Genomic DNA, 22,710 nt, shown 5'->3' on the forward strand with positions numbered 1-22,710 from the left:
AATAATTTGTGTAGCAAAAATATTATACAATATCAATTTACCTTTAAATCAACCAGTACAGGAAGATGATCACTATAATCAACATTGCCAGTACTATAATTTATAGCCCGGAATTCATTGCCGGAAAAGAAGACAAAATCAATCCGGAAGAGCTTCATTAAATAGGCATAGGTATAGCCATATCCATTACCCGCTTCGCAAAACGCATCCTTTAGATTTCCTTTAATTTTATGATAACTATATGAATTAGGACTGTTATTAAAGTCTCCACAAATAAGTGTAGGAAAAGGCGATTTATCGATTAAACTCCGTAAAAGATCTGCCTGAGCACCCCTCAATCTGAAATTTCCAGACATTGTTTTAATCGCACTCCACCATTTTACCCCTATATTTTCGGCAGCCAATAGATTTCCTTTCACCTGGTTCCAATTTGTCGTTTGCAAATGGCAAGTTCCAATGCGGATCCTTTCACCTTTAAAGGAAAGATCGGCGAAAATCGCACAATTCGGACGTTCCTCAAATGATACAGTCTGAACCGATTCCAACGGAAACTTGCTTAAGATAGCAAGCTGATTGTTTCCTGAATTGCTTTCCGTCATTATTAAATATGGAAACTGGCCAAATACCTCCTTCAATTCCGACGCCGAACACTCGGCCGGTACCTCCTGCAGACATAACGTATTTACTTGCTGTGATTCAATATAGGAAGCAATCTGTTCCATGGAAGATAAATTATAAATCATTTTGAATTCACGGACATTATACGACGCTAAGCGTATGTCTGCCGTTTCATTCTGTTCCATTGAGTTTACTTGAATTATCTTTGCGAAATAATGAAAGTTGGCCAATAGTGCTATTAACGGACAAATACTATACCAACCACGCCTGTAAAGGCCAATAATAAGGAAAAGCAAATTACCACAGACAAGTGCTGGCAATAACACACCAATCCATTGAAAAAAAACAGTGGTCTGTGGCGAGATAAACAACGCTAAAAAGGACAATGAGGTAAGCAGTGACACGATAACAATTACAATTCTAATTAACGCGCCGGATATACTAAACGGTCTAAATTCAAACTCTTGCGCCATAATATGTTATTTAAACCTGTTCAAATAGGGGAAATTTTATGCTAAAAGTAGCTCCCTCTCCAAGCTCCGACTCGACACTTAACTGCCCATTCATTTGCTCAACTATACCCTTACAAATCGCCAGACCCAAACCCGTACCCTTATCCAACGAGTTAATCTTATAAAACCTATTGAAGATCAACTCATGATTTTCCTTGGCTATTCCTATACCATTATCCTTTACATAGAATTCTATATGATCATCTTTTAACGTATAACCAACATGGACAGCACCTTCTGGCGGTGTAAATTTTAAGCTGTTATTAATAAGATTGACCAGGACCTGAATGACCCGACCACGATCCAGTCTCGCCACGACCTCCCTTTCAGGAATGTCAAAAATTATAGCAGGCTGCTCATCATTGGGCAGAAAACTCAATGATAATTCATTCAATATTCCTTTAAGAGACACATCCGAATTCCTTAGCCTAACTCTACCTGCATCCATTTGTGACATTTCAAGTACGTCGGTTATCAATCGCAGCAACTGGCTACTATTAGCGTTGAGGAGCTCACCATATTCCTTTCGCAATTCAGGATCTGGCGTATCTGCAATAATACTTCCAAATCCCATGATTGCGCTAAGCGGCGTACGGATTTCATGATTCATATTGGAGATAAAGGCAGACTTTAACCGTTCGGATTCCTCTGCTGCTTCTTTTGAACGCAAGAGTTGCTCTTCATAACGTAACTGATCAGAGATATCGCGCTTGATGGTCCAGACAATATCTTCACCATTGCCATTTTTGATCATCAGCGAACTGCATTCTGAGCCGATAATATCAAGTTCTGGATATAGCGTATCACAGCGGTATTGATAATAACCCGAAGCTGAAATGATTTTTTGTACCGATAAATCCCAAGCTTCTTGTGTTGTGAACTCACGCAGACATTCAAAGATTTTTAAGCCAGTAATATCTTCCAGTTCATTAAGACCGTTTTGCTGCCGGCATGCTTTATTTGCGAAAGCCATATTTCCATTTTTATGACATGCAAAAATACTATACGGTGCATTGTCAACAACTGCAAGCACCATTTCAAGTTCATTTCTGTTCTTAATAAAATCACTTACATTTTGCGAAAAACCTTCTATTATATATACATTGTTTTCAAGGCGTTTATCATATTTTGTCGCCCGCACATAGGTTATGGGAGCACCAGATTGCTTTATACGGTATTCAAATGTACTATAATCAATGGAATCATTATGTAGAAATGCCTCCATTCCCTTTCTGTCATCTGGATGGACAGAAGTGAGCAGCTCCGCCAAAGTGATCTTCTCAGGTGTTTCCAGATTCCTTTTAAGTAAATTAGAATAACCATTGTGTGTTAATTCCTGATGTTGCATATCATAGGTCCAATGGCCAATCATGGCGACCTTTCCTACCTCAAGCTGTGCGGTAAGTGCCGATTTAAGACGGTACTTCATATTACTCCTTTGAGTAATATCCCGATACTGACAAATTAAATGTTCGTCATCAAATTTGTGAATCAGAAATTTGAAATAATACATCTGTTCATCTGTTGGAAGATCGTAATTTAGATTGGAGGTTTCCCCTGTTTGACGACAAAATGCAAATTCCTGTTCAATGAGCCTCGATGTCGGTTGAGGCAAAAGGGACAAAATATTCTTGCCAATTACATCGACGTCGGGGTTTAAAATTGGATTATTTGTTTTCATTATTGCATCTACGCAAATGTTATCACGGTTGATTAACAATAACGTATCGCAAGTTATATTCAGTATCTTCTCCAAGAACTTTAAATCATGTAATATTTTTTTCTCCATAACATTCATAGGTTTATTTTCTTTGAGATTTCTCCCACCCGCCAACAAAGCGCCTGCTAAATAAATAGTAAATTCCACGCATCACATTGATGTTCATAAACAAAAAGTAGTACGGGATATAAAATAATTTCGAACTATTGGGATTATTTCGCCGCGCATATCCCAAAGCCGCACAAAGATAGCAGAGAGACTGAAGCGCAAAAATGACGTAAAACACATTGAAAGATGATGAACTTCGGTATCCAAGAATGGCCGACAGGGGGAAGAGCGCAAAAAGGGCAAAAGGTGTGACAGACCACCGCAGCACACGATGTGAAATATATTGAAAACTCAGCTTCCCAAATTTAAACACATTTAATAACGGAAGTAACCTTCCTATAGACTGCCATCCACCTGCAGCGATACGTCTTTTCCGCTTTCCTTCTTCTTCCATGTTCAGCGACCCGTACTCGACAGCATAGGCATTCGATGTATAGGCAATCCGATGCCCTTTTTGTGCAATACGCATCGATAGCATAAAATCATCCAACAAGGTATCTTCTTCCATTGAATCGAATAATTCTTTACGCACTGCAAATAGTTCTCCCGCAGCTCCTACAGCAGAATAGAACTCAAAGTCTAGCCTTTTTAGCAGCGATTCATATTTCCAATAAGCTCCCTCTCCTTTTGAAGAAACAGTATCATCACTGCTAAAAGCCACCCTTTTCTCGCCAGAGACACAACCGATTGTTGGATCACTAAATTGGTCGGCAATAATCTTCAAAGCCTCTGCATTCAGCAAACAATTTGCATCGCTAAACACAACAATTGGAGTTTTCACATATTCCATGCCATGATTAACGGCAGCAGTTTTGCCTTTCCTAAGGGGTGACCCGACAATCTCTACCATCGGATACTGTTTCAATAGCTCACGACTGTGGTCGGTACTTCCATCTATAACCCATAGGATGTGTAACTTGTCTACTGGGTAATCAAGTTCAAGGCAATTTGACATTTTTTCAGGGATAATTTCCGCCTCATTATAAGCGGTAATAAATAGCGTCAACGGAGGAAACTGCTTTCCCTCGCTGTTTTGCTCGCCCTCCTTTCTCTGAATGGGGTATGGAAATAACCTAGCTAGTATAAAAATGACGATAGCATAACCGATATAGGTATATAGCACCAAGAATATACAAGTCCAGAAGACAAATTGAATCATAGGCCTGATAGATTTTAGACAAAAATAGACAATTATTTTTACTGAATCTTGTTGGAATCTTCATCCTGGTAATGCTTTTTCCCTGAAAATAGCCCACCCATGGATGTTATTGCTTTACGCAACCTGACAAAAAAGCTATTTGCAAGAGATCCGTCGGCAGCGATTGTATTCTGTCCCGTCATCGCCCGCGCTTTTGGACTTCGAATAAAATGAATCTTTCCATAGGCCTTAAGTCCCAAAGCCATTGACCCGTCTTCGCCACGTTTTATATCTGTCCTAAAATTAACCTTTCGCCCCAGCTCGGTCTTAAAGGAAAAGACCATCCCCCGCACGCACAATTCAGGCCTTTTTATAAATTGCAGGTTCAGGTAAATATCCCGAAGTGCTTCATAAAACCAAAGCAAAGTCCTCGACTGCCCAGCTCGGGGCAAGAAACTCCACAAACTACATGTGGCGGATATCCCTGGCCTATCTAATACTTTCATATGCGTTTCAGCATAACTTGGGGGATACATGGTGTCTCCATCTACGCAAAGTATAAATCTGCCCCGTGCTTGATCAAGACCACACTGTCTAGCAAAGCCCGGACCCTGCTTTAGTTCATTGTGATAAGTCACACCAAGTCGTTTCAAAATTGATTCTGTTTGATCCGTCGAATTATTGTTAACGACAATTAATTCCATGGGCAAATAACAATGCTGTTCTGCTAAAGACCAGAGACATGCCAAAAGCTTCTTTTCTTCATTATAGGCGATGACCACAATACTTATAATCGGGTCAAAACTTGAAGAAAGTTCGATCTGTGCCCGAACTTTCTCGATAACATCATTATCTACAGACCCCACTTCTTGGTCATAGACCTTCGCATATTGTGTATACCATTTAGCCATCCTAGCGTCAATTATTTTGTTAAAACATTAAATTGCTTGCAGCACTTTATTCATCTGTTCGGCCCATGATAAGTCCAAAATACTATTGCGAATACAGGCTGGGTCAAATTTTTCCTTTTTTAAAAATTCCAGTATTTTAGTGATATTAATAGCGGACTCATCAGGACCCGCTTTAATCACATACGGTCGGCCGTCAAAATCAGCATCAGTTTCCGAATAGATAAAGGGAATTCCACGCGCTGCATATTCTCTATTTTTTAAGGTTTTTATGACCTGTATACCACTGCGATGACGGCCTAAACTACCGATTGCAAAGTCTGCCAGATTAAACATGGCATCCAATTCGTCACCCCAAAGCGGGCCATGTAAGACTACCTCTTGCTGAAGATTGAATTGCGTTATCGGCTCCAAAATAGATGAACGTTCACGTTCGCCGCTGAATCGGCCAACCAAGTGAAAAATGACTTGGCAATCAGGGTGACTTTGTTTATAAATACCAAGTCCGCGAACCAGTCGATCAAATCCGTGCCAATAATGTATTTCCGCAACACCAAGCAAATGGATAATTCGTTTTTCTACTCCTTCCTGTGGTTTACGAACTGGAATGGCACTGAAGTCTATCCCATTGGAGATACGTATCGCTCGCTGCCCAAAAATTGTTCGGGCATCAGAAAAAGTCACCAAAGCGTCCAATTGCTTTGCAAGCTTTTTACGATAAAGACGATCGATTGCCAATTCGAGGCGCATGCGCAAGGTTACATATTCCTGGTCATAAGGATAAGTCGGAATCTCCATTAACACTTTTGCGCCCGACAGCCGCATCATCTTCACCATGCTTAATGTGAAAGGATTTGCATTATGGTCGGATCGGATATAAATCAACGCGAACTTATTTTGCTGTACATATTCAGAAATTGCCCGATAATCTATACGTTTACGTATTTTTGCTATTGGACCTTTACCAAAATCCACAAGAATATCATCTTCAATCTTCCATACACGTGAACCATCCCTTTCTACGCTGTAATAACACAGCTGAACATCCACATCAGCAGATTTCAAGCCATTAATTTGACCCCATATTTTTTTACTAATACCATTATGTTCACTAAAACCATGGAATACTAAAAAAAGTACCTTATACGATTTATCTTTCACTGGGACCTTCACGTTAGATTGTTGTTAAATACTTTTGCTGCTAGACTGGAAAATACAAAAAGATTATGAATACAAGAAAAAATGATCAAAATGCTTTAATGAAAAAGTTTGATAAGATAATTTAATCTTACTGAATTGATGACTTACGTAAAAATGCCAACAGCAGATTGCGATACCCTCCTAACCAAATGATTAAGATCATAGAAAAAAGATAGATAGCAGTTTTGAACACTAATCGAAAAACCAAATTATCGGGCAAATGGTAACCTACAACAAAATGAAAAATGAGCCCAAGTACGAGTGCAAAAAAGATGGGTCGCCAAAGGCTATTGAAAAAGCCAACCATACTCCGTCTGAATATCACGCGATACATTAACCAGTAGGCCTGCACAAAATTGACACTAAATGTAACCAATAAGCACAAGGCCACTGTGTCAATATTTTTCGCGTAAAATACACCAAATAGTATTCCAGCAACATTTAATACGGCCGAAAACAAACCGCATATAAATAGACTTTTAGTATCTCCTGCCGTTTGGAAAATGGACCCCGATGACGAGAGGATCAATTGGACACCTACTGTTAGACTCAATATTTTAAAGGAAGGAACTGCTAATCCCCACTGCGGTCCAAAAAATAATAAAATGAGTTCTTCAGCTGAATAAAACAAGAAAACTGATAATGGAAATCCGATAAGCGACAATAGGCTGGTTAATTTTAGATTTGCTTCATAAAGATATCCAATATCCTTTCCTTTCTGACTTAATATCGGATGGATCACTGGTGTAATCACCTGCGTAATGTTTTGGAGTGGCAATGACATTAGTCGATAAGATTTGTCATAAAACCCCAGCGGTACCATGCCCAGATACTTACCAATTAATAGGGTATCCGAATTTCGGCTGAAATAGTTGATAATATTAAATAAAAACTGAAAAATAGAATAAGAAAATAAAGGCCGAAGAGGTTGAAATGAAAAACGTGAGCTAAATTTTAATGGATACTTCAGGTATGAAATAATAAAAATCAATAGTGATGAAAATATCGGGTTTAAAATAAGCGCGTACACCCCCATTCCTTTTAAGGCAGCAATTATAGATAATCCTCCGCCGATAATTTGTACAATCAAACTTCGTAAAGCGATCGATTTAAATAACCTATCGCGAAAAAATAAGGCATTTGGAACTACGGTAATTCCCGAAAAAAATAGACTTAACGCCAGTAATTGGCATATTGGTTTCAATTGAGGCTGTGCATACCATTTTTCGATAATTTCAGCACACAAAAAGAATAGTACTGACAAAGTGATAGCAATATATACAGAAAGGGAAAATAAATAGCCTAATGCCTTTCGATCCAGTTCTTTGTGCTGTATAACTGCAGGAGACAGTCCGAAATCAGCTATTAAATTTAGGAAAGCAATGGCCACCGTGGCTATGGCCACTACGCCAAACTGATCTGGTGCGAGCAATCGTGCTAAAACCGCCGTGACGACCAGCGAAATCACCAAATTCGAGTACTTGGCCAATGCCGTGAAAAATACCCCAGAAACGATTTCCTTTTTTATGTTATCCATGCAAAAAGCCTTTCTTAAACAGTAGAACTCCCATAGTTTTAAATGAAACATATCTTCGCCAATGCGTTAAAACCGAGAGAAATACTTTCCAGCGGTCAGCGATCGACAGCACATGTGCTTTCCATACCGCTGCGTCCAACATACGATGCAGATACAACTCAATAATTTGTCTGCTATCCGAATGCTTTCGTCCATACTCCCTCAAACGCAGGGCAACTGTGAAGTAACATGTTATATTAAAAAGTTTTAATCGGCTTGTCATAATGGAATCCGGCCTGACACGCCTCTGAAAAAATTGCTCTGGGATATAAGCAACTCGAGCTGCCGCTAGATACAATAAGACTGTAAATAACTCATCCTCATGCACAATGCCGGGTTCAAATCCAAATCCGTTACGATCAAGTATGTCTTTACGAATTAAATACATACAAGCTGAAGAGAAGAAGTCGTCTGAGTTCAGTTGCTGTTGCAATGCGTCCGGCCCACTAAAAACAGTATAAGCCGGCATTTTTTGTCGGGAATAATTAAAATCCTTTAGTATTGAGCTATCCGAATTATCCGCAAAAACCGAAGCATCGAAATAAACAAAATCGAGGTCTTTCTTTTCACAATAATCCAAACACATGGATAGTGTATCTGCACGCAGCAGGTCATCGCTATCCATAAAATAAATATACTGGCCGTTCGCAAGAGAATGGCCTCTATTTCTGGCTGCAGATAGACCTTGATTTTCCTGGGAAAATAATTTGACACGGTTATCACATGAACTCCATTTTTCCAGTATGGAGAGACTTTGATCGGTCGAACCATCGTTGATTAGTATAAGTTCAACATCAGCATATTCCTGATGAATAATACTCTGTATAGCCTGATCAACATACATAGCTGTATTATAAACAGGCATTATAATGCTAATCAACGGTCTTTCATTCATGGTTTGATCCAGACATTAAGATTAAAATCGTAATTTTTAACATTTTTTGCCGGGTTTCCAACGACAACACTATATGGCGGAACATCTTTTGTAACCACGGAGCCCGCACCTATTACAGCATGTTCACCTATGCTAATACCTGCTAGAATAACCACATTTCCACCGATCCAGACGTCGTCAGCAATCGTCACTGGAGCGGTACTGACTCCTTGATCTGCAATAGCTTTGGTTACATCTTCATACCTGTGGTTTAATCCTGAAATAAGTACATTTTGACCGATATTCACTTTATTACCAATCGTCACTGGCCCAATGATCGTATTCGAAATTCCTATTCGGCTATTGTTGCCGATAAACAAGTCGCCGACAGCATTATTGAGCACAGCGAATGACTCGATCACGGATCGGGATCCTATCGTACACTTACGAAAGGGAACCAAATCCCGACGAACACTTCCATAAATCACAGAACCCCGACCACGCTTTACATAAAAACATTGCAGCAGACGGATATACCATCGCGGACGTGTACGCACAGGACTCATAATAAGCCAGTGCAATAAACGCTTAAGTGCGCTATGATTATAAATATACGCTTTCATAAATAGCTAATGTCTGTTTTCCTGTATGTTCCCAATTGAAAGCTTTGCTTCGTGCAAGCCCCTTTATGGAAATCTCGTAATATAAATGCGGATCATTCTCCAATTTTAACATACCTTCAGAAATAGATTTAATATCAGTCGGATCGATATATACGACATTGTCGTCGGCAACCTCAGGAATAGCGGAGGTATTGGAAGTAACCACAGGCGTACCACAGGCCATAGCTTCAAGCAAGGGAAGCCCAAAACTTTCCCGAATAGAAGGATACAAAAAAGCAAAAGCACTATTGTAAACTTCGACCAATTGATCATGCGCAATATATTCTTCGACCACAATAAAATCTTTTATTATCAACAGATCAAGTTCTTTCAATAATTTTTCCAAATATATATGATCTAAATCGGCCAGGAGCAACCTTTTCTTGTAATTGCTTCTCTCCAAATAAAAAGCATAAGCCATCAAGGTATTCCTCAGATTTTTTTTGGGATCGGTATTGCCTAAAAGAAGCCAAAACGCCCCCTTCTCAAGCTTTAAAAATGTGCTTTCCGAAGGTATATCCATCGGTTTAAATCTTGAACTTACACCATTATAGACTGTGATGATATTTTTCTGTAGATACGGAAAGGCCGCTTCGATATTTCTTTTTTCAAAGTTAGAGACAGTAATGACCGTATGCACACTTTTCAATACACGCGGCACCACCCAACGTCTATAGATACGTCCCAAATTTTGGTACATGGACGAATTGCTGCCAATCTTTTTCTCCATAAAGATGATATCATGCAAAGTAAGCACCAGTGGAATAGATAGCCCTATAGGCGCAGTATTTGAGGTACAGTGCAAGAGATCAGCATCGCTATTTTTAATAAGCTTAGGTAAAAGGATTTGCTCCCAAATAAAATAATTGGAGCTCTCTAAAACTCTAATCTCAAAATTTGCCGACCCCTCCAAACAGTGATCTTCACCTGGTCCGACGGCGATAATATAATGATTAAAGGTATCCAGTTTTTGAAGAGCACGGATTACTTCCAAAGCAACAAAATCCATTCCGTGTTTATTGAGGCGGAAGATTCGCTGCGCCTCAATGATTATAGTCTTCTTTTTTTTCGCCATGCGGTGTATGCACAAAAGTATTACGTGCCGATTTGATTCCCATAAAGCTACGTAAGATTGCCATAAAAATAAATGGTAATTTTAAAAAGCAGAGCAAAGTCCTCCGCGTATAAAATTTATTTGGTATAGCCAGACCAAGTGACACGATAAACAAGCCATAGAGTATAAGCCATTTATAGGCCAATGCTGGAGCTACCAAATAGACGATACAGCCCAAAATAGGAACCATTCCGAGCAAAATAATTCGGGGTGGAATCGACCATTGTATCAATTTGTCGAGCATAGGCCAGTTACGGGTAATAATTATTGTACGAAATCGCTTCAAAGTAATCAAAAAAGTGTCAATTTGAGCAGCAATCCATCTTTTTCGCTGATTGGATAGATCGCGACGGTTCTGTACTTTCTCGTCTAGTACATACACATCCTCCAGATAAACCGTAAATATCTTATCTAAAAGCAAATAATACTCCAGCTCTTTATCCTCACCCATTGAGCTTATTTTAACCATCGTATTTTTAAACCACTTAATTTCAAACAACATGCCCGAGCCCGTCAATGCGGCGGGTAACCCCAGGTTCACATGCCCCTGCCTAAAAATTGAATTATTTATTTCCTCACTGATCCCATCGAGATATGCGGTATCGGTATTGCTATTTTTTGCTATGCGATGTGTTTGGATGGCAACCGCGCCAGATGCAAAGCAGTCGTTGACAAGTGCTAGATAATTTGGAGAAACTAAATTATCAGCATCCAATATAACCACGCCATCAAAATCTTCTTCTTTGATAACGTTCATTGTCAGATTTAGAGCAGCGGCTTTAGATCTCTTTTCATACGTAGGAATTAGTATTCGAACGCCCAAATCTTCAAGCTCTTGATTGGTTTCTCTCTTCATACTATCAGAAACAACGATAATTTCGAAAAGCTCTTTTGGATAGTCTTGTTTTAAAAACGAGCGTATGCTATCAACGATTACTGCATCCTCTTTATATGCAGGAAATATGACAAGAAATCGATGTTGAATATTCGATCGTTCAAAGAATAATTTCTTAGGAATGCGATAACCGACTGAAAAAACAAAGAAATACATGATCCATACCAGGAAAGGAATAAAAATCAATGTTTCAATAATAAACAAAACCGTTCCCATCAGCATAGACTCCCTTTAGAAAATAATTTAATCCCAGACCATGTCCCTGAACATACTGCACCAACATGCCTCCACATACCCGAAAAAACAAATCTAATCAATCTTGTACTGTTCGCTATCCCAATAAGATAAAAAATAGCCAAAATCCGGTTTATCCCCGACCTATTTCGATAGGCAAATAACAAGCGGTTACGTGTCAGATAAAATGTTTTTAATGGGGAGTCCTGGCCCGTGGAGGCGCTTTCTTTATGATAAATATGGGCAGCTGCAAAATACACTATTTTATACTTCTTATTGATCCGACAGCTCCAGTCCAACTCTTCATAGTAAAGAAAGAAAAGCTCCGACATCACACCAATTTCCTTGATAATCCTATTGGGTACCAACATAGCTGCACCATGTAAATAGGGGATCTCAATGCTTGTATCATGTTGGCCTCTATCTATTTCCCGATAACCGATCTGTTTATTACGTAGGGTAATTGATGTCAGCGGTGAACACCCGGCAAATTGGATCATTCCCTTGGGTTGATAATACATTATCTTAGGTGAAATTCCACCTACTTGTGAATCTAGCGCAAATACTTCTAACATGCCCAAAATTTCGCTATCGGCGTTTTCTGGAAGCAGTGTATCATTATTTAAGAAATAAATAAATTCGCCAGTAGCTATTTCCAGCCCCAAGTTATTTCCTCCTGCAAATCCCAGGTTCATGCTAGTATAATAGCCCTTTATAAAAGGAAATTGATTTTTTAGCAGGCAATATTCGTCTTTTAACGAACCATTATCAATGACAATAACCTCATATGCAAAAGATAATCTCGCATTCACAATACTTTCCAGCAGAGAAATCGTATCAGCCAATCCATTATAATTGACCGTTATGAAAGATATTTTATACGGTTCTAATGTCATCGCTCAGTTTTTTGTCCAAATAAGGCGAAAGCATAATAACCCCCATTAGAATGTATACGGTCTGCCCAGTAGGCATTTGATGGAGCACTTCATTCGCATACCCCGCGACCATAATTCCTGCAAGTCCGGCTGTAGAAGCCATTGCAATAGACTTGATCCGCCTATCTTTCAGTCGAAATAGCACGTAATATGTGCCATATCCCAATATCGTGAGACATAAAATAATATAGCAAATAAGACCGAAGATCCCCGTTTCTACCCATATAAAAACGAAGGAAGAATCTGTTGCGATACCATGTATTGCATCTCCTTCGTTCGCATGTTTAGACCCGCCCAATCCTATACCAAAAGGATGGTCTCCCATAAAAGTTCGCATTTTTTTCTGGTTCTCCAAGCGAACATTAAAAGAAGCATCCTTTGAAAAAGAGAAAGCCGTCCGCATACGACGGATATCGGAACTGCTATTGCCAATGGTCGTTAAATTAAAGAAAGCAAAAGCCATTATTAATAAAGAAAGACCAAAGATTATCCACTTCCACTCCTTTACAAGGACAATGAAGAAAGCGAAGCCAACAAAAGGCACGGCAATAGCGGCCCTTGTCCCCGATATCATCATGCCGTAAGTCGCAAAAGCGGCAACAACAATATAAAGAAAACGTCTTTTTGCCTGCCTTTCATAAATAGCTAAGATCGTAAAAACAACCACAGCCAAGCCCATATGACAGCCAAAGTTTGCTGCATCACTGAAGAATGAAAAATAACGGATCCCACTATAAATAACATGCGTATGAGCGCCGAATGTATATAGCCAAGCAGACTCGAATCGGTCTAAACCGATATACTTTTGGCCTATCGCCTTTAAAGCTCCCAAAAGAACAAGTATGCCCCAAACTCTAAAAAATAAACGCAATTTGGAAATGTTATCCAAACTAATAAAGACCAATAATTGAAATAAGACAATATGCATCCCAATGCTACGGACTGTCGTAATCCAGTTCGCAAAAGTGGACATTGGATTTATAATCTCCAACATGCAATAAAGCATCCAAAAGATCGAGATCAGGAGAAAAGAATTAAAGTAAACCTTGCCTAAGGAATTTCCCCTAATAAAATGCAAAGCTAGTGAGAGAAAATTAAATAAGATCAAAAGATCAAGTATGACACCTACCGGAAGTGGAAATGTGATATAGCGTCCAAAACCCATCACCAGGTAGGATGCAATATACAATAGAAAGAAACAACTTATTGGCGAAGACAGCAACACCATAATGCCCAATAGAAATATAGGCAACATATAAAACACCATAGCCAATGACACACCGGCAAAAATAAAAATGCAAGTTCCTGCCAATCCCCCGAGTATGAGGAACGGCAGGAGCAAATGCCGACTGGTTATCATCGATTTTGTATGATCATACTGCATCATATCCCACTACTTTCCCAGCGATGTCAGACCAAAATTACCCAATTGATATTCCAGGCGTCTCAAAAAGGTAAACGGAGGCAACATGCCTGTAAATTCTTCTACAACATATTTTTCAGCATTCATTAAACAGATAACAATTGGTTTACCGGACGAACGTTGCAATAGATCTGCAAACATCAACTCATCTTCAGTTTTCCATACCGAGTCAGCTCGCAATACCAATAATGTCGCCATGCCCCGTTCTAAAAAGATAGAAGGAATAGGACGTAATGCCATAGAGCCGTGCTTGACTAATGAAATATCATAATTGCCCAATTTTTCCTCCCATGCATCATCCACTAAATATTCCCTCGATTCGGCACTAAAATCAGTTCCTTCTTTATATGCTAGAACATTAATACCCAATCCCTGCCAGTAGGTTTTTAAAATATCTGTCAGTGTGCCCAAATCTAGTGTAGAAGAGAACTTGACGATATTGATAAAGTTTATAGGATTCGAATTGTTGTAAAAACCATATAATCTATTAGCCAAAACATGGACTGCTCTTTCTTCAATTTTATTTTGTTTACTACCGTCTTTTCCAAGCTTAGGCAGTGCTGCTATAACTTTTCCTTTCGTAATCCGTTCAGTTCGCGTTTTATCCCTTAAAGTGCGGTCAAATAATTCGATAATAAGCAATATCCCGAGTATAAATGCTACGGTTCCAAAAAAGACAGCAAAAACAATAAGTTTTCTGCTATGAGGGAGAGCATTTAACGGAAAGCTCGCTGGATTGATTACTTTAAGCGTAGCCGAATTCATCTCGAGACTCTTTAATCTTAGACGAGCCGCATTCAAACTGGATAAGATCGACAGATAAGATTGTTCTGTAAAAGATATACCTCTTTCCTTACGCTTTAAGACAGAGCCAATCGGCGAATATTGCGTGTACTTGTGATCTAGCTCTTGTTTAAAATCACGTGCGACATTGAGTTCCGCCTCCGAGCGTTTAAAACGTAAAAGTTCTTCTACCCATTGCTTCACATAATTTGAATTCGGATAGCCATTTTTAGTATATTTTTCCGAGGTGTATTGATCCATAAACGAACGGAAGCCCTTTTCCTTTTGATCCAATTCGTTGGACAGTACATCTAAATCAGCTCCACCCTGTTTTTGCTTAAGCGAATCTACACTTAACGTCCGTATCTTTGAAATATTATAGTTGATATCTGCAATCTGGTTCATACGCGCCAAAAACTCTGTATTATTTTTGATCGCACGCATATTAGCATCCATCCCTGATTCAAGTTGTTTTATCGCCGCCTGTGAACTGTTATAAACAAACAGTACATCCTGATGTCGTAGTTCATACTCTTTATCCAACAAAGCAATTGCTTCCGTTTGTTTGTCATAATTGATCACGCGGTTTTCAACGTTATACATGGTAAGCGAGTCTTCCTGTCCACGGAGTTCGCGGCCTATACGTTCAAGCTCCGCTTCAAAATACCGGATGACATTATTGGTGCTACCAAATTGCAAGTTGGTATATTCTACCGCAAAAACTTTACTCAAAATCTCCAGTGTCTGAAAAGCAACCCCCGGATCATTTGCCTGATAGTTTATCTGTAAAATATCGCTATTGTCGACCCTATTGATTTTAATATTTTCGCGAAGAGCGTTATAGCTAAAATAAGGATGATTCCAGTTGAAAAGACCATAGACAAAATTGTTGCGGTCTGCTTTCTCATATTTTTCCAGATTTTTTACCGTATTCTCTTCTGAACGCTTATCAATCAGCTTTTGTACATCTTTCGGCGTAATTGCAACAAGTTCTTTGTAATGTTTTGCGGTAATATATACATTATCTTTAGTGGGATCGCCATGAATCATTAGGCGAGCATATAGCTGCATGGAAAGCCTTTTGATCGTTTCTTTCGAGTTGATGGTATTGATAATATTCTGAATCGAATTGTTTAAGACATTCCAGTCTTGTGATGCATTAGATTCACCAGGATCACTTCCGTAACTCGAAATAACACCTGTATAGATCGTAATGTCGGTTTTATATTGCCTGTCCATTTGACGGGTCAGATAAATCGCTAATAAGGAAAAACCCAGCGGCAAAATCAATAGCCACCACTTAATTCTGAAAATGGCCCGAAAAATATAATGAAAAATATTCATGATGCTATTGGCTTATAATTTTTGTCTTACTCAGGATTTCTAAAGTAAGAATTTCATTCGTAATAATAGATTCGTTGGTTTTTAGGATTTCGTACGCTTCTGTCTCCAGCTTCTTAGCCGTATTCAGATCGCTAATATTTGCATTGCCCGATTTGAATTCATTTTCAGTCATCTTATAATTCGCTAGAGCAATATTGTAATCTTCTATTTTTTTCTTGAGAGTAGATAGAGCTGTTTTTACTTTAGTATAAGAATTGACGATGCGAATTCTTTGCTCATCGAGCCATTTATCCAATTCCAACTGTGTAAATCGCTGTTCCATCTTCTGCCGTTTGATTTTATTACCTCGATCGAACAGGTCATCCAAAGGAATATTGACCCCTGCAGTTCCATAATATGAACTTTGTGTTACACCGGAGGACTGATAGAACAATGGGGTATACTCATTTGTGAATGCAGAATTAATTGCGATATTACCATACTGCCAAGATCCACCAACCCTGAAATATTTTAACCAACTTCTCTTTTCGGTTATTAACTGATTCGCCTGGGCCTCCATTTTCGCCTCATACATCTCCACCCCGGGACTTTGTTTGGCATTTTGATAGAGTGTTTCCAATGGCGGCAATTTCAGCTTTGTAAAATCGACCATGTCTGTTGGATCCATTACAGATTGTGCTTTTAGCAATAGGCATACTGTTAGCAAATTTAACAGTAAGAAAGCCTTTTTAAGCAATAAGTTCATCAAAATAAATATTTATGTTATTAAACATCCGCCTTTTGAATAAATGCGGAAAACGTTTTATATAATATCTTCAAATCCATCCACACTGAATATTGCTGCGCATAGTCAATATCCAGTTTTATTCTTTCCTGATCAGACATACTTCCATTATCGCCACGCTTCTCCACCTGCCATAAACCAGTTATTCCGGCTGGTGCCATAAATCGCTCCACACTATCGTCTGTCGTCAGCATCTCTGCTTCATAGAGTGGCAAAGGCCTATTTCCTACAATAGACATATCTCCTTTAAGTACATTAAACAACTGGGGCAGTTCATCAATGCTATATTTACGGATAATGCGCCCTACCCTAGTCACACGTGGATCTTTTTCAAGCTTAAAGAAAGCTGCTTTTTTTTGCCTTCCTGTGCCATCTGAGCCTTTTACGACAGTTTCATCATCAATCAAAACATCTCTTAACTCATCTGCTGTAAAAAGCTGTGCATCACCATCGCTTATCATAGTGGCCGAAGGGCTATGATTAATACTTAATGATACATCCGAATATTGATTAAGGGCCATATACTCTTTTAAACGTTTGTCAGCATCGGGGTACATGGATCTGAATTTATAAAAATCAAACATGTAATAACCGGATCCTATGCGTTTCGACTTATAGACTGCCGAACCTTTACTTTCCATCTTAACAGCTAGATAAACAATTACCAATATCGGTGAAAGTAGTAGGATTAAAAGTGAAGAAACTGCTATATCAAATAATCTTTTTCCTAAAGGAATTCCTAATTGAGGAAAAGATGTATGAGTGGGTTCAAATTTTTCAGTCTGTGCTGTCGCTTCGAAATAAAGTTTAATATATTTTCTAACCGATTCAAAAACATCCGCATGTGCACGTGGACTAATGGTATTTGTGATACCAGCATCAAAATAAGATTGTTTCTCAAAACGGGAAAGATCATTTCCAATCAAGATCAGTAATGTATCTTTTCCATGCTCAACAAGCTTTGTCAACCTCGATAGATCTTTATTTAAGCTTTTGCTTTTTTCATAGAAGACCACTGAAAAAAACTGCCCTTCATGTTCTTGAAAATACATATCCATGGCTTCGAATGAATCAAAAAACTTCAAGTCAACGCCCAATATTTCTTGGACTTGTTGATGAAAATAATCAAAAGTTTCGAGATTATCACCAAAGTATATATAATCGCTATATTGAGGCATTATTTTAATGCTTTTTTAATCCGAAGCTTTAATTCAAGCGGATTGAACGGTTTTAAGATAAAGTCATCAGCCCCAGCTTCAAGCAAACTGATACGGGTATTGGAATTATCCTCGCCTGACAAAAAGATCACCGGAATAGTCTTCAGAAATTCATTTTGCTTGATCATAAGTAGCAAATCATATCCATTCATTTCTGGCATGGTATAATCTGATAAAATTAAGTCAACGACATTCCCTTCCTTAAGCCAATTGTAGGCATCCATCGCATTGCTAAAGAAACGAAATTCATAATCTGCATTTAAGTAAAGTGTAATCAATTGACCAATTGCTGGTTTGTCATCAATTATTAGAATCTTCTTTTTCATCAATCTTTATGATTTAATAGCTTTGCTTTGGAACTGCATACCATAAACATACTACAAATACCAAAGCATTTACCTTTTTAAAAGGATGCTCTGGTACATGCAGAAGTTAGTGTTTTTATTATTTTTTATGTAGATACCAATCTGTATTTTGAATACCACTACTTGTTGCCCAAGACTCAAAGAGCGGATAAGCAACGGTAATCGCTTGTCCTTCGGATGGGTATACAAAAGAGACTGGCACCAACAAACCAAATGGTTCATTCGATTTGGTTTTAAATGGATCTGTAGCGGACAACAGGCTACCTGTCTCCTTCAAGACCAAACTTTTATTGATTTTGTCTGTTGCTTTATAACCAACCAAGTGCACCTCATTTCGGCCAGCAAGGTTTTGATTGAAGTTTACAATGAAGGTATTTAATGTCCCATAAGTAAAGTTATCTATCGGCGTATTGAACTCAACCGTTACGATGACCTCCACCGGCGCATATTGACCCGATTGAGTCGATATAAAGCGTGTATCTGACACTCCAAAAGCCTTATGCGCATCATCCCATAATGGAAGGACAGCATACGTTTGGCCGGATTCCGTTCCGTTTGCTCCAAGAGGTAAGGCATTCCCTACCAAATCTGTACGGGAATACGTAACCTTTTTTACATTTCCTGTTGCGATACCATCCAACTGCACAGCAGTGGAAAAACGGATTGACGCACCTATCGAACGTAATTTCGCTTTTAAGGCCACTTTTGTCACCTTATTTGCCGTATTTTGAAATTTGGTGATATTCATATCCAATACGCAATCATTCATATCATAATCGCCTTTAGCGGGCCATTTATCTTCGAACACATAAGAATAAGTACCCAAATTAACCTCAGTAACTGTTTGGTCTGTCGGATTGCCGCCAGTTGAATTATTACCACCTGCGTTACAAGAAGTCCCTGCAATTACTACGGTAGACTTATCGTAAGGAACTAATTTAGCTGGACTATTGATCACATAATATGTGCTCCATTGTGCATTCGCTGTATGATCTGAGCAAGCTACCTCTAGGTTACCACCATACGTAATGGCCATCCACTGGTTGCTTACATCAACCTTTTTAAGACGGGCCAATGCCTGACCCGAAGTTGGCCCAGTCATGGTGCTCGCCTGGCTGTTAAATTTAGCCAAAGTTTTCACATCCAAAATAGAAGCTGCAGCCAAATTGATTTTTGTACCACCGGCATCTAATTTGTCTAAACTTAATAAAGCGCCTTGAGCCACCGAAATTGTCGCACCATTAGTCGTCAATGAATTGATTACTGTATGACAAACAGCCTCCAGAGTTGCATTTGTCAAGGTAGCGTTCTGTACAGTAAGTGTTCCCTCATTACGCACCACTGTACCGTTTGTGGTACTGCTCAGATTTTGGATTGTAGCCACCCCATAGTTTGTGAAATTACCATTGGTGATATCTGCTTTATCCGCAGTAAGCGTACCATAATTGACATACAGCGTATTATTCTTTGTCTCCATTTTGGAAAGTGAAGCCGAGCCATAATTGACAAAGCCTCCCACCGTATTCTGCGTTACGTTAACTAGGTCAATGGAACCCGCCTGCGTAATGTAGAGCCCATTATTACCTCCAAGGTTCAACTCAAAGCTTGTATTTTTCCATGATCCCTGCACGTAAATTTTCACATTGCTCGTACCATTGTTCGCATCGATTCTACCTGTAAAAGTCACACCAGATTTAACAACATACGATTTATTGGACTCGACAGAAATTGTCGAATTACCCGATAGCGCGATTGCATCCGAAGGAACTACAACCGGTGTAGCTTCCACCGCTGCCGCTCTTAATCCGCCACTTACCAATGTAGTATTTGTCGTAGCACCACGCAAAACACTCGCTTTACTAGACGAACCCGCGCTGACTCCACCCACATTGATCGCATTTTGCTGTCCAACCTCAATCATACTGATCGCAGCAATACCTAATGGAGATGTCTCTCTCAAATAGATATATTTCGCAATCGTCGGAATCATGAGCTTACCAACAAAATCCTGCCCTAATTTCGCCTGACCCGCAGCCAGCAGATTCGCCCCACTACCCAACGTCGGATCATTATCAAAAAATTCCACCCGATAAAAGTATTTACCGCTGAATTTATCGTCAACAGCAACGCGCACATCCACAGCACGTGTCGAATTCCACATAAAATCAGTTGGCACCTTAACGCCACCAGGAAATAAGGATGAAGAATCGGAGGCCGCAGCAGTGTCGTTGTACAAATCTTTCACTTTTGAACAACTTGCCCCGAAGAGCGTAATCCCTGCAAGACCCACCAAGAAGAGATTAAAGCTTTTTATGTTATACATAATTAAATAATAATAGATCAATATCAAACAGCTCTATCGGTTGACCGAAACAGGACTTTAATATTTGGCTTATATACAATACTATTAATGCCGAACTGCTTGAAGCAAAGATATAACTAATTTTAGTGAGTAGATGACAAAATGCGCAACTCCAGTATAAATTGCAAATCTTGTAGCGGTTCAACTACACTGTCGCATAACAAACTACAAAATTAGGTTATAGCAACAGAAAGATAATAAGTTAGGAATATTATCCATGCCAACGTTTACGGTACTCAGTTGGCGTCAAGGCCGTTTCTTTCAAAAAGAATGTACTAAAGTTATTAACGTCTGCATAACCGAGTTCCCAAGCAATCTGCTTAATACTGAGTGATGATTCGGTAATCAGCTTTTTACTCACTCGAAGCAACTCTTCGGTAATCAGTTCTTTTGGCGTAGCCCCCAGCAACTCTTTCGTTAAGTTAGTTAATTTTTTAGTTGCGATATTTAGCTCTTCAGCATAGAAAGCTACACGTTTTTCTTTTTTTACATACTGCTCCACCAACTCCTGAAAACGCCTTACGAGCTTAATATCTTCACTCTGTCCCACCAGTTCATCCGACTGTCTGTCTTCAGCATATATTGCCGCCAAGAGTACAATTTGCTTAACAATATTGTGAGCCAAATCGCGATATATCACCTGATTATAATTCTGCTTGGATAGCTTAAGTTGCATACCCACAAATTCATAGTAGGTCGCATATTCCATAGGCACACGCAGCACATGGTAGTTATATTCGTTTGTATTAAACGATTTGAAGTTCCGCAGAAACGCAGTATCAACCGCTGTACGGGCAAAAAAGCTTTCCGAAAAATAAATAATTAGAAAAGGTCGCGACTCATCTGGGTTAGCTTCAATTTTTATTCCCCTCGGAATCAAAACCAAACAGTATTCTTCAATTTCCGTAATCTGTTTATTAATCCGCATACTACAACCGCCCTTTGATACAAAAAGAACCACATAATTTTCTTTTGCTGTTGCATCCGTTACCTCCGAAGGCTCCTGCGCTACACCAATGACCCGCTGAACTCCAAATTCCATAATTATTATTTACTGCATATAAGGCCTGACAACCATTTCGTAATGCTGAAATAGGGAGCAATTTAGCAAATAAATCCCGAACACAAAAAAATGCATTTTCAAATCATGAAACGCATTTCAAGTACATTTGCTATATAACATCCCCCTGAAACATCTTCCTAAGCAGGCAATCACTAACTACATTTAGAAAACTACAAAAGGTGTAGCTACAGCAAGAAACAAGTAATGGTTAAAATTGGTTTTGACATGCAGATATATCCGCAAATTGTTTCCTAACCAACTAATCTATCAAGCAAACCTATCACCGCCCCCATCCTTATTTTGCACGACTTGTATTAGCCAGGATATAGAGACCTATATGCATGATAATTTAAAAGATAAACACTTGTAAAATGAACAAAAAAGTAACGAAACCTCCAAAAATCAGCGAATCTAAGGTGAATTTCAAAAAGTATAATGGCACAGAACGACTATTGTTCTAACACGCATAATAATAAGCAAAAAAGAAAAACAGATTGGTTGTCAATACAATTTTTCCTAAAATGAAACAGCACAGAAGAGAATATAGACTATTCAAATTTAAATCAAAAATTATATTATTTTATAAAAGAACAACTAAATAACAATTATTACATAATAAAAAACCCACCCAGTTAAGTTAAGTGCTGAAAACGCGTATTTATACTTGTCAAGAAAAAATAAAAAACACACTAAAAATATCAACACGAGAAATATATGCCTACAATTACAGAAAAAAAAGACTCAAAGCATTTAAAACAGCATTAATGTTAAAACAAATTAATTACAGAAAAAAAATAGGTGAAAATAAATCAATAAAGCACCAAACAAAATATAAAACAAGTTGTTCAATGGAAAGTTAGCATAAAGAAAGCTGG

18 protein-coding genes are annotated in these 22,710 nt (G+C 38.7%); all 18 read right to left on the minus strand.

What is annotated here, in order from left to right; genetic code table 11:
- Nucleotides 1-32 precede the first annotated feature (32 nt).
- Nucleotides 33-1,091, minus strand: a complete 1,059-nt coding sequence (locus B3E00_RS12350) for an endonuclease/exonuclease/phosphatase family protein (protein WP_293938598.1) — start codon at nucleotides 1,089-1,091, stop codon at nucleotides 33-35.
- Nucleotides 1,092-1,101: 10 nt separating this feature from the next.
- Nucleotides 1,102-2,919: a PAS domain-containing sensor histidine kinase gene (locus tag B3E00_RS12355; protein WP_209579402.1), complete on the minus strand. Its 1,818-nt coding sequence runs from the start codon at nucleotides 2,917-2,919 to the stop codon at nucleotides 1,102-1,104.
- A 13-nt stretch (nucleotides 2,920-2,932) separates the two neighbouring features.
- The gene (locus tag B3E00_RS12360) at nucleotides 2,933-4,117 is read right to left on the minus strand and encodes a glycosyltransferase family 2 protein (RefSeq protein WP_293938600.1); all 1,185 of its coding nucleotides are present in this window, start codon (nucleotides 4,115-4,117) and stop codon (nucleotides 2,933-2,935) included.
- Nucleotides 4,118-4,155: 38 nt separating this feature from the next.
- Nucleotides 4,156-5,007, minus strand: a complete 852-nt coding sequence (locus B3E00_RS12365; RefSeq protein WP_209579400.1) for a glycosyltransferase family 2 protein — start codon at nucleotides 5,005-5,007, stop codon at nucleotides 4,156-4,158.
- A 27-nt stretch (nucleotides 5,008-5,034) separates the two neighbouring features.
- The gene (locus tag B3E00_RS12370) at nucleotides 5,035-6,177 is read right to left on the minus strand and encodes a hypothetical protein (protein WP_293938603.1); all 1,143 of its coding nucleotides are present in this window, start codon (nucleotides 6,175-6,177) and stop codon (nucleotides 5,035-5,037) included.
- A gap of 115 nt (nucleotides 6,178-6,292) precedes the next feature.
- Nucleotides 6,293-7,741, minus strand: a complete 1,449-nt coding sequence (locus B3E00_RS12375; protein WP_293938605.1) for a lipopolysaccharide biosynthesis protein — start codon at nucleotides 7,739-7,741, stop codon at nucleotides 6,293-6,295.
- On the minus strand, nucleotides 7,734-8,675 hold the full coding sequence (locus B3E00_RS12380) for a glycosyltransferase (protein ID WP_293938606.1): 942 nt from the start codon (nucleotides 8,673-8,675) through the stop codon (nucleotides 7,734-7,736). The genes B3E00_RS12375 and B3E00_RS12380 overlap by 8 nt, the downstream gene beginning before the upstream one ends.
- On the minus strand, nucleotides 8,672-9,277 hold the full coding sequence (locus B3E00_RS12385) for an acyltransferase (RefSeq protein ID WP_293938608.1): 606 nt from the start codon (nucleotides 9,275-9,277) through the stop codon (nucleotides 8,672-8,674). Before B3E00_RS12385 ends, B3E00_RS12380 begins: the two co-directional genes overlap by 4 nt.
- Nucleotides 9,258-10,391, minus strand: coding sequence for a glycosyltransferase family 4 protein (locus tag B3E00_RS12390; protein ID WP_293938610.1), 1,134 nt, complete (start codon nucleotides 10,389-10,391; stop codon nucleotides 9,258-9,260). The genes B3E00_RS12385 and B3E00_RS12390 overlap by 20 nt, the downstream gene beginning before the upstream one ends.
- The gene (locus tag B3E00_RS12395) at nucleotides 10,360-11,541 is read right to left on the minus strand and encodes a glycosyltransferase (RefSeq protein ID WP_293938612.1); all 1,182 of its coding nucleotides are present in this window, start codon (nucleotides 11,539-11,541) and stop codon (nucleotides 10,360-10,362) included. The genes B3E00_RS12390 and B3E00_RS12395 overlap by 32 nt, the downstream gene beginning before the upstream one ends.
- Nucleotides 11,541-12,455, minus strand: a complete 915-nt coding sequence (locus tag B3E00_RS12400; protein ID WP_293938614.1) for a glycosyltransferase family 2 protein — start codon at nucleotides 12,453-12,455, stop codon at nucleotides 11,541-11,543. The genes B3E00_RS12395 and B3E00_RS12400 overlap by 1 nt, the downstream gene beginning before the upstream one ends.
- A complete protein-coding gene (locus tag B3E00_RS12405; protein ID WP_293938616.1) occupies nucleotides 12,436-13,881 on the minus strand; it encodes an O-antigen ligase family protein in 1,446 nt (481 codons plus the stop codon). The genes B3E00_RS12400 and B3E00_RS12405 overlap by 20 nt, the downstream gene beginning before the upstream one ends.
- A 6-nt stretch (nucleotides 13,882-13,887) precedes the next feature.
- Nucleotides 13,888-16,044, minus strand: coding sequence for a hypothetical protein (locus B3E00_RS12410; protein ID WP_293938617.1), 2,157 nt, complete (start codon nucleotides 16,042-16,044; stop codon nucleotides 13,888-13,890).
- 4 nt (nucleotides 16,045-16,048) lie between these two features.
- Nucleotides 16,049-16,789: a TolC family protein gene (locus B3E00_RS12415; RefSeq protein ID WP_293879714.1), complete on the minus strand. Its 741-nt coding sequence runs from the start codon at nucleotides 16,787-16,789 to the stop codon at nucleotides 16,049-16,051.
- 20 nt (nucleotides 16,790-16,809) lie between these two features.
- A complete protein-coding gene (locus tag B3E00_RS12420) occupies nucleotides 16,810-18,006 on the minus strand; it encodes a sugar transferase (protein ID WP_293938619.1) in 1,197 nt (398 codons plus the stop codon).
- Nucleotides 18,006-18,371, minus strand: a complete 366-nt coding sequence (locus tag B3E00_RS12425) for a response regulator (protein WP_293938621.1) — start codon at nucleotides 18,369-18,371, stop codon at nucleotides 18,006-18,008. The genes B3E00_RS12420 and B3E00_RS12425 overlap by 1 nt, the downstream gene beginning before the upstream one ends.
- A gap of 118 nt (nucleotides 18,372-18,489) precedes the next feature.
- A complete protein-coding gene (locus B3E00_RS12430) occupies nucleotides 18,490-20,733 on the minus strand; it encodes an LruC domain-containing protein (protein ID WP_293938623.1) in 2,244 nt (747 codons plus the stop codon).
- 250 nt (nucleotides 20,734-20,983) lie between these two features.
- Nucleotides 20,984-21,814, minus strand: coding sequence for a helix-turn-helix domain-containing protein (locus B3E00_RS12435; protein ID WP_209579388.1), 831 nt, complete (start codon nucleotides 21,812-21,814; stop codon nucleotides 20,984-20,986).
- Nucleotides 21,815-22,710: the final 896 nt, after the last annotated feature.

Source organism: Sphingobacterium sp. UBA5996 (assembly GCF_002429765.1).
Classification (GTDB): domain Bacteria; phylum Bacteroidota; class Bacteroidia; order Sphingobacteriales; family Sphingobacteriaceae; genus Sphingobacterium.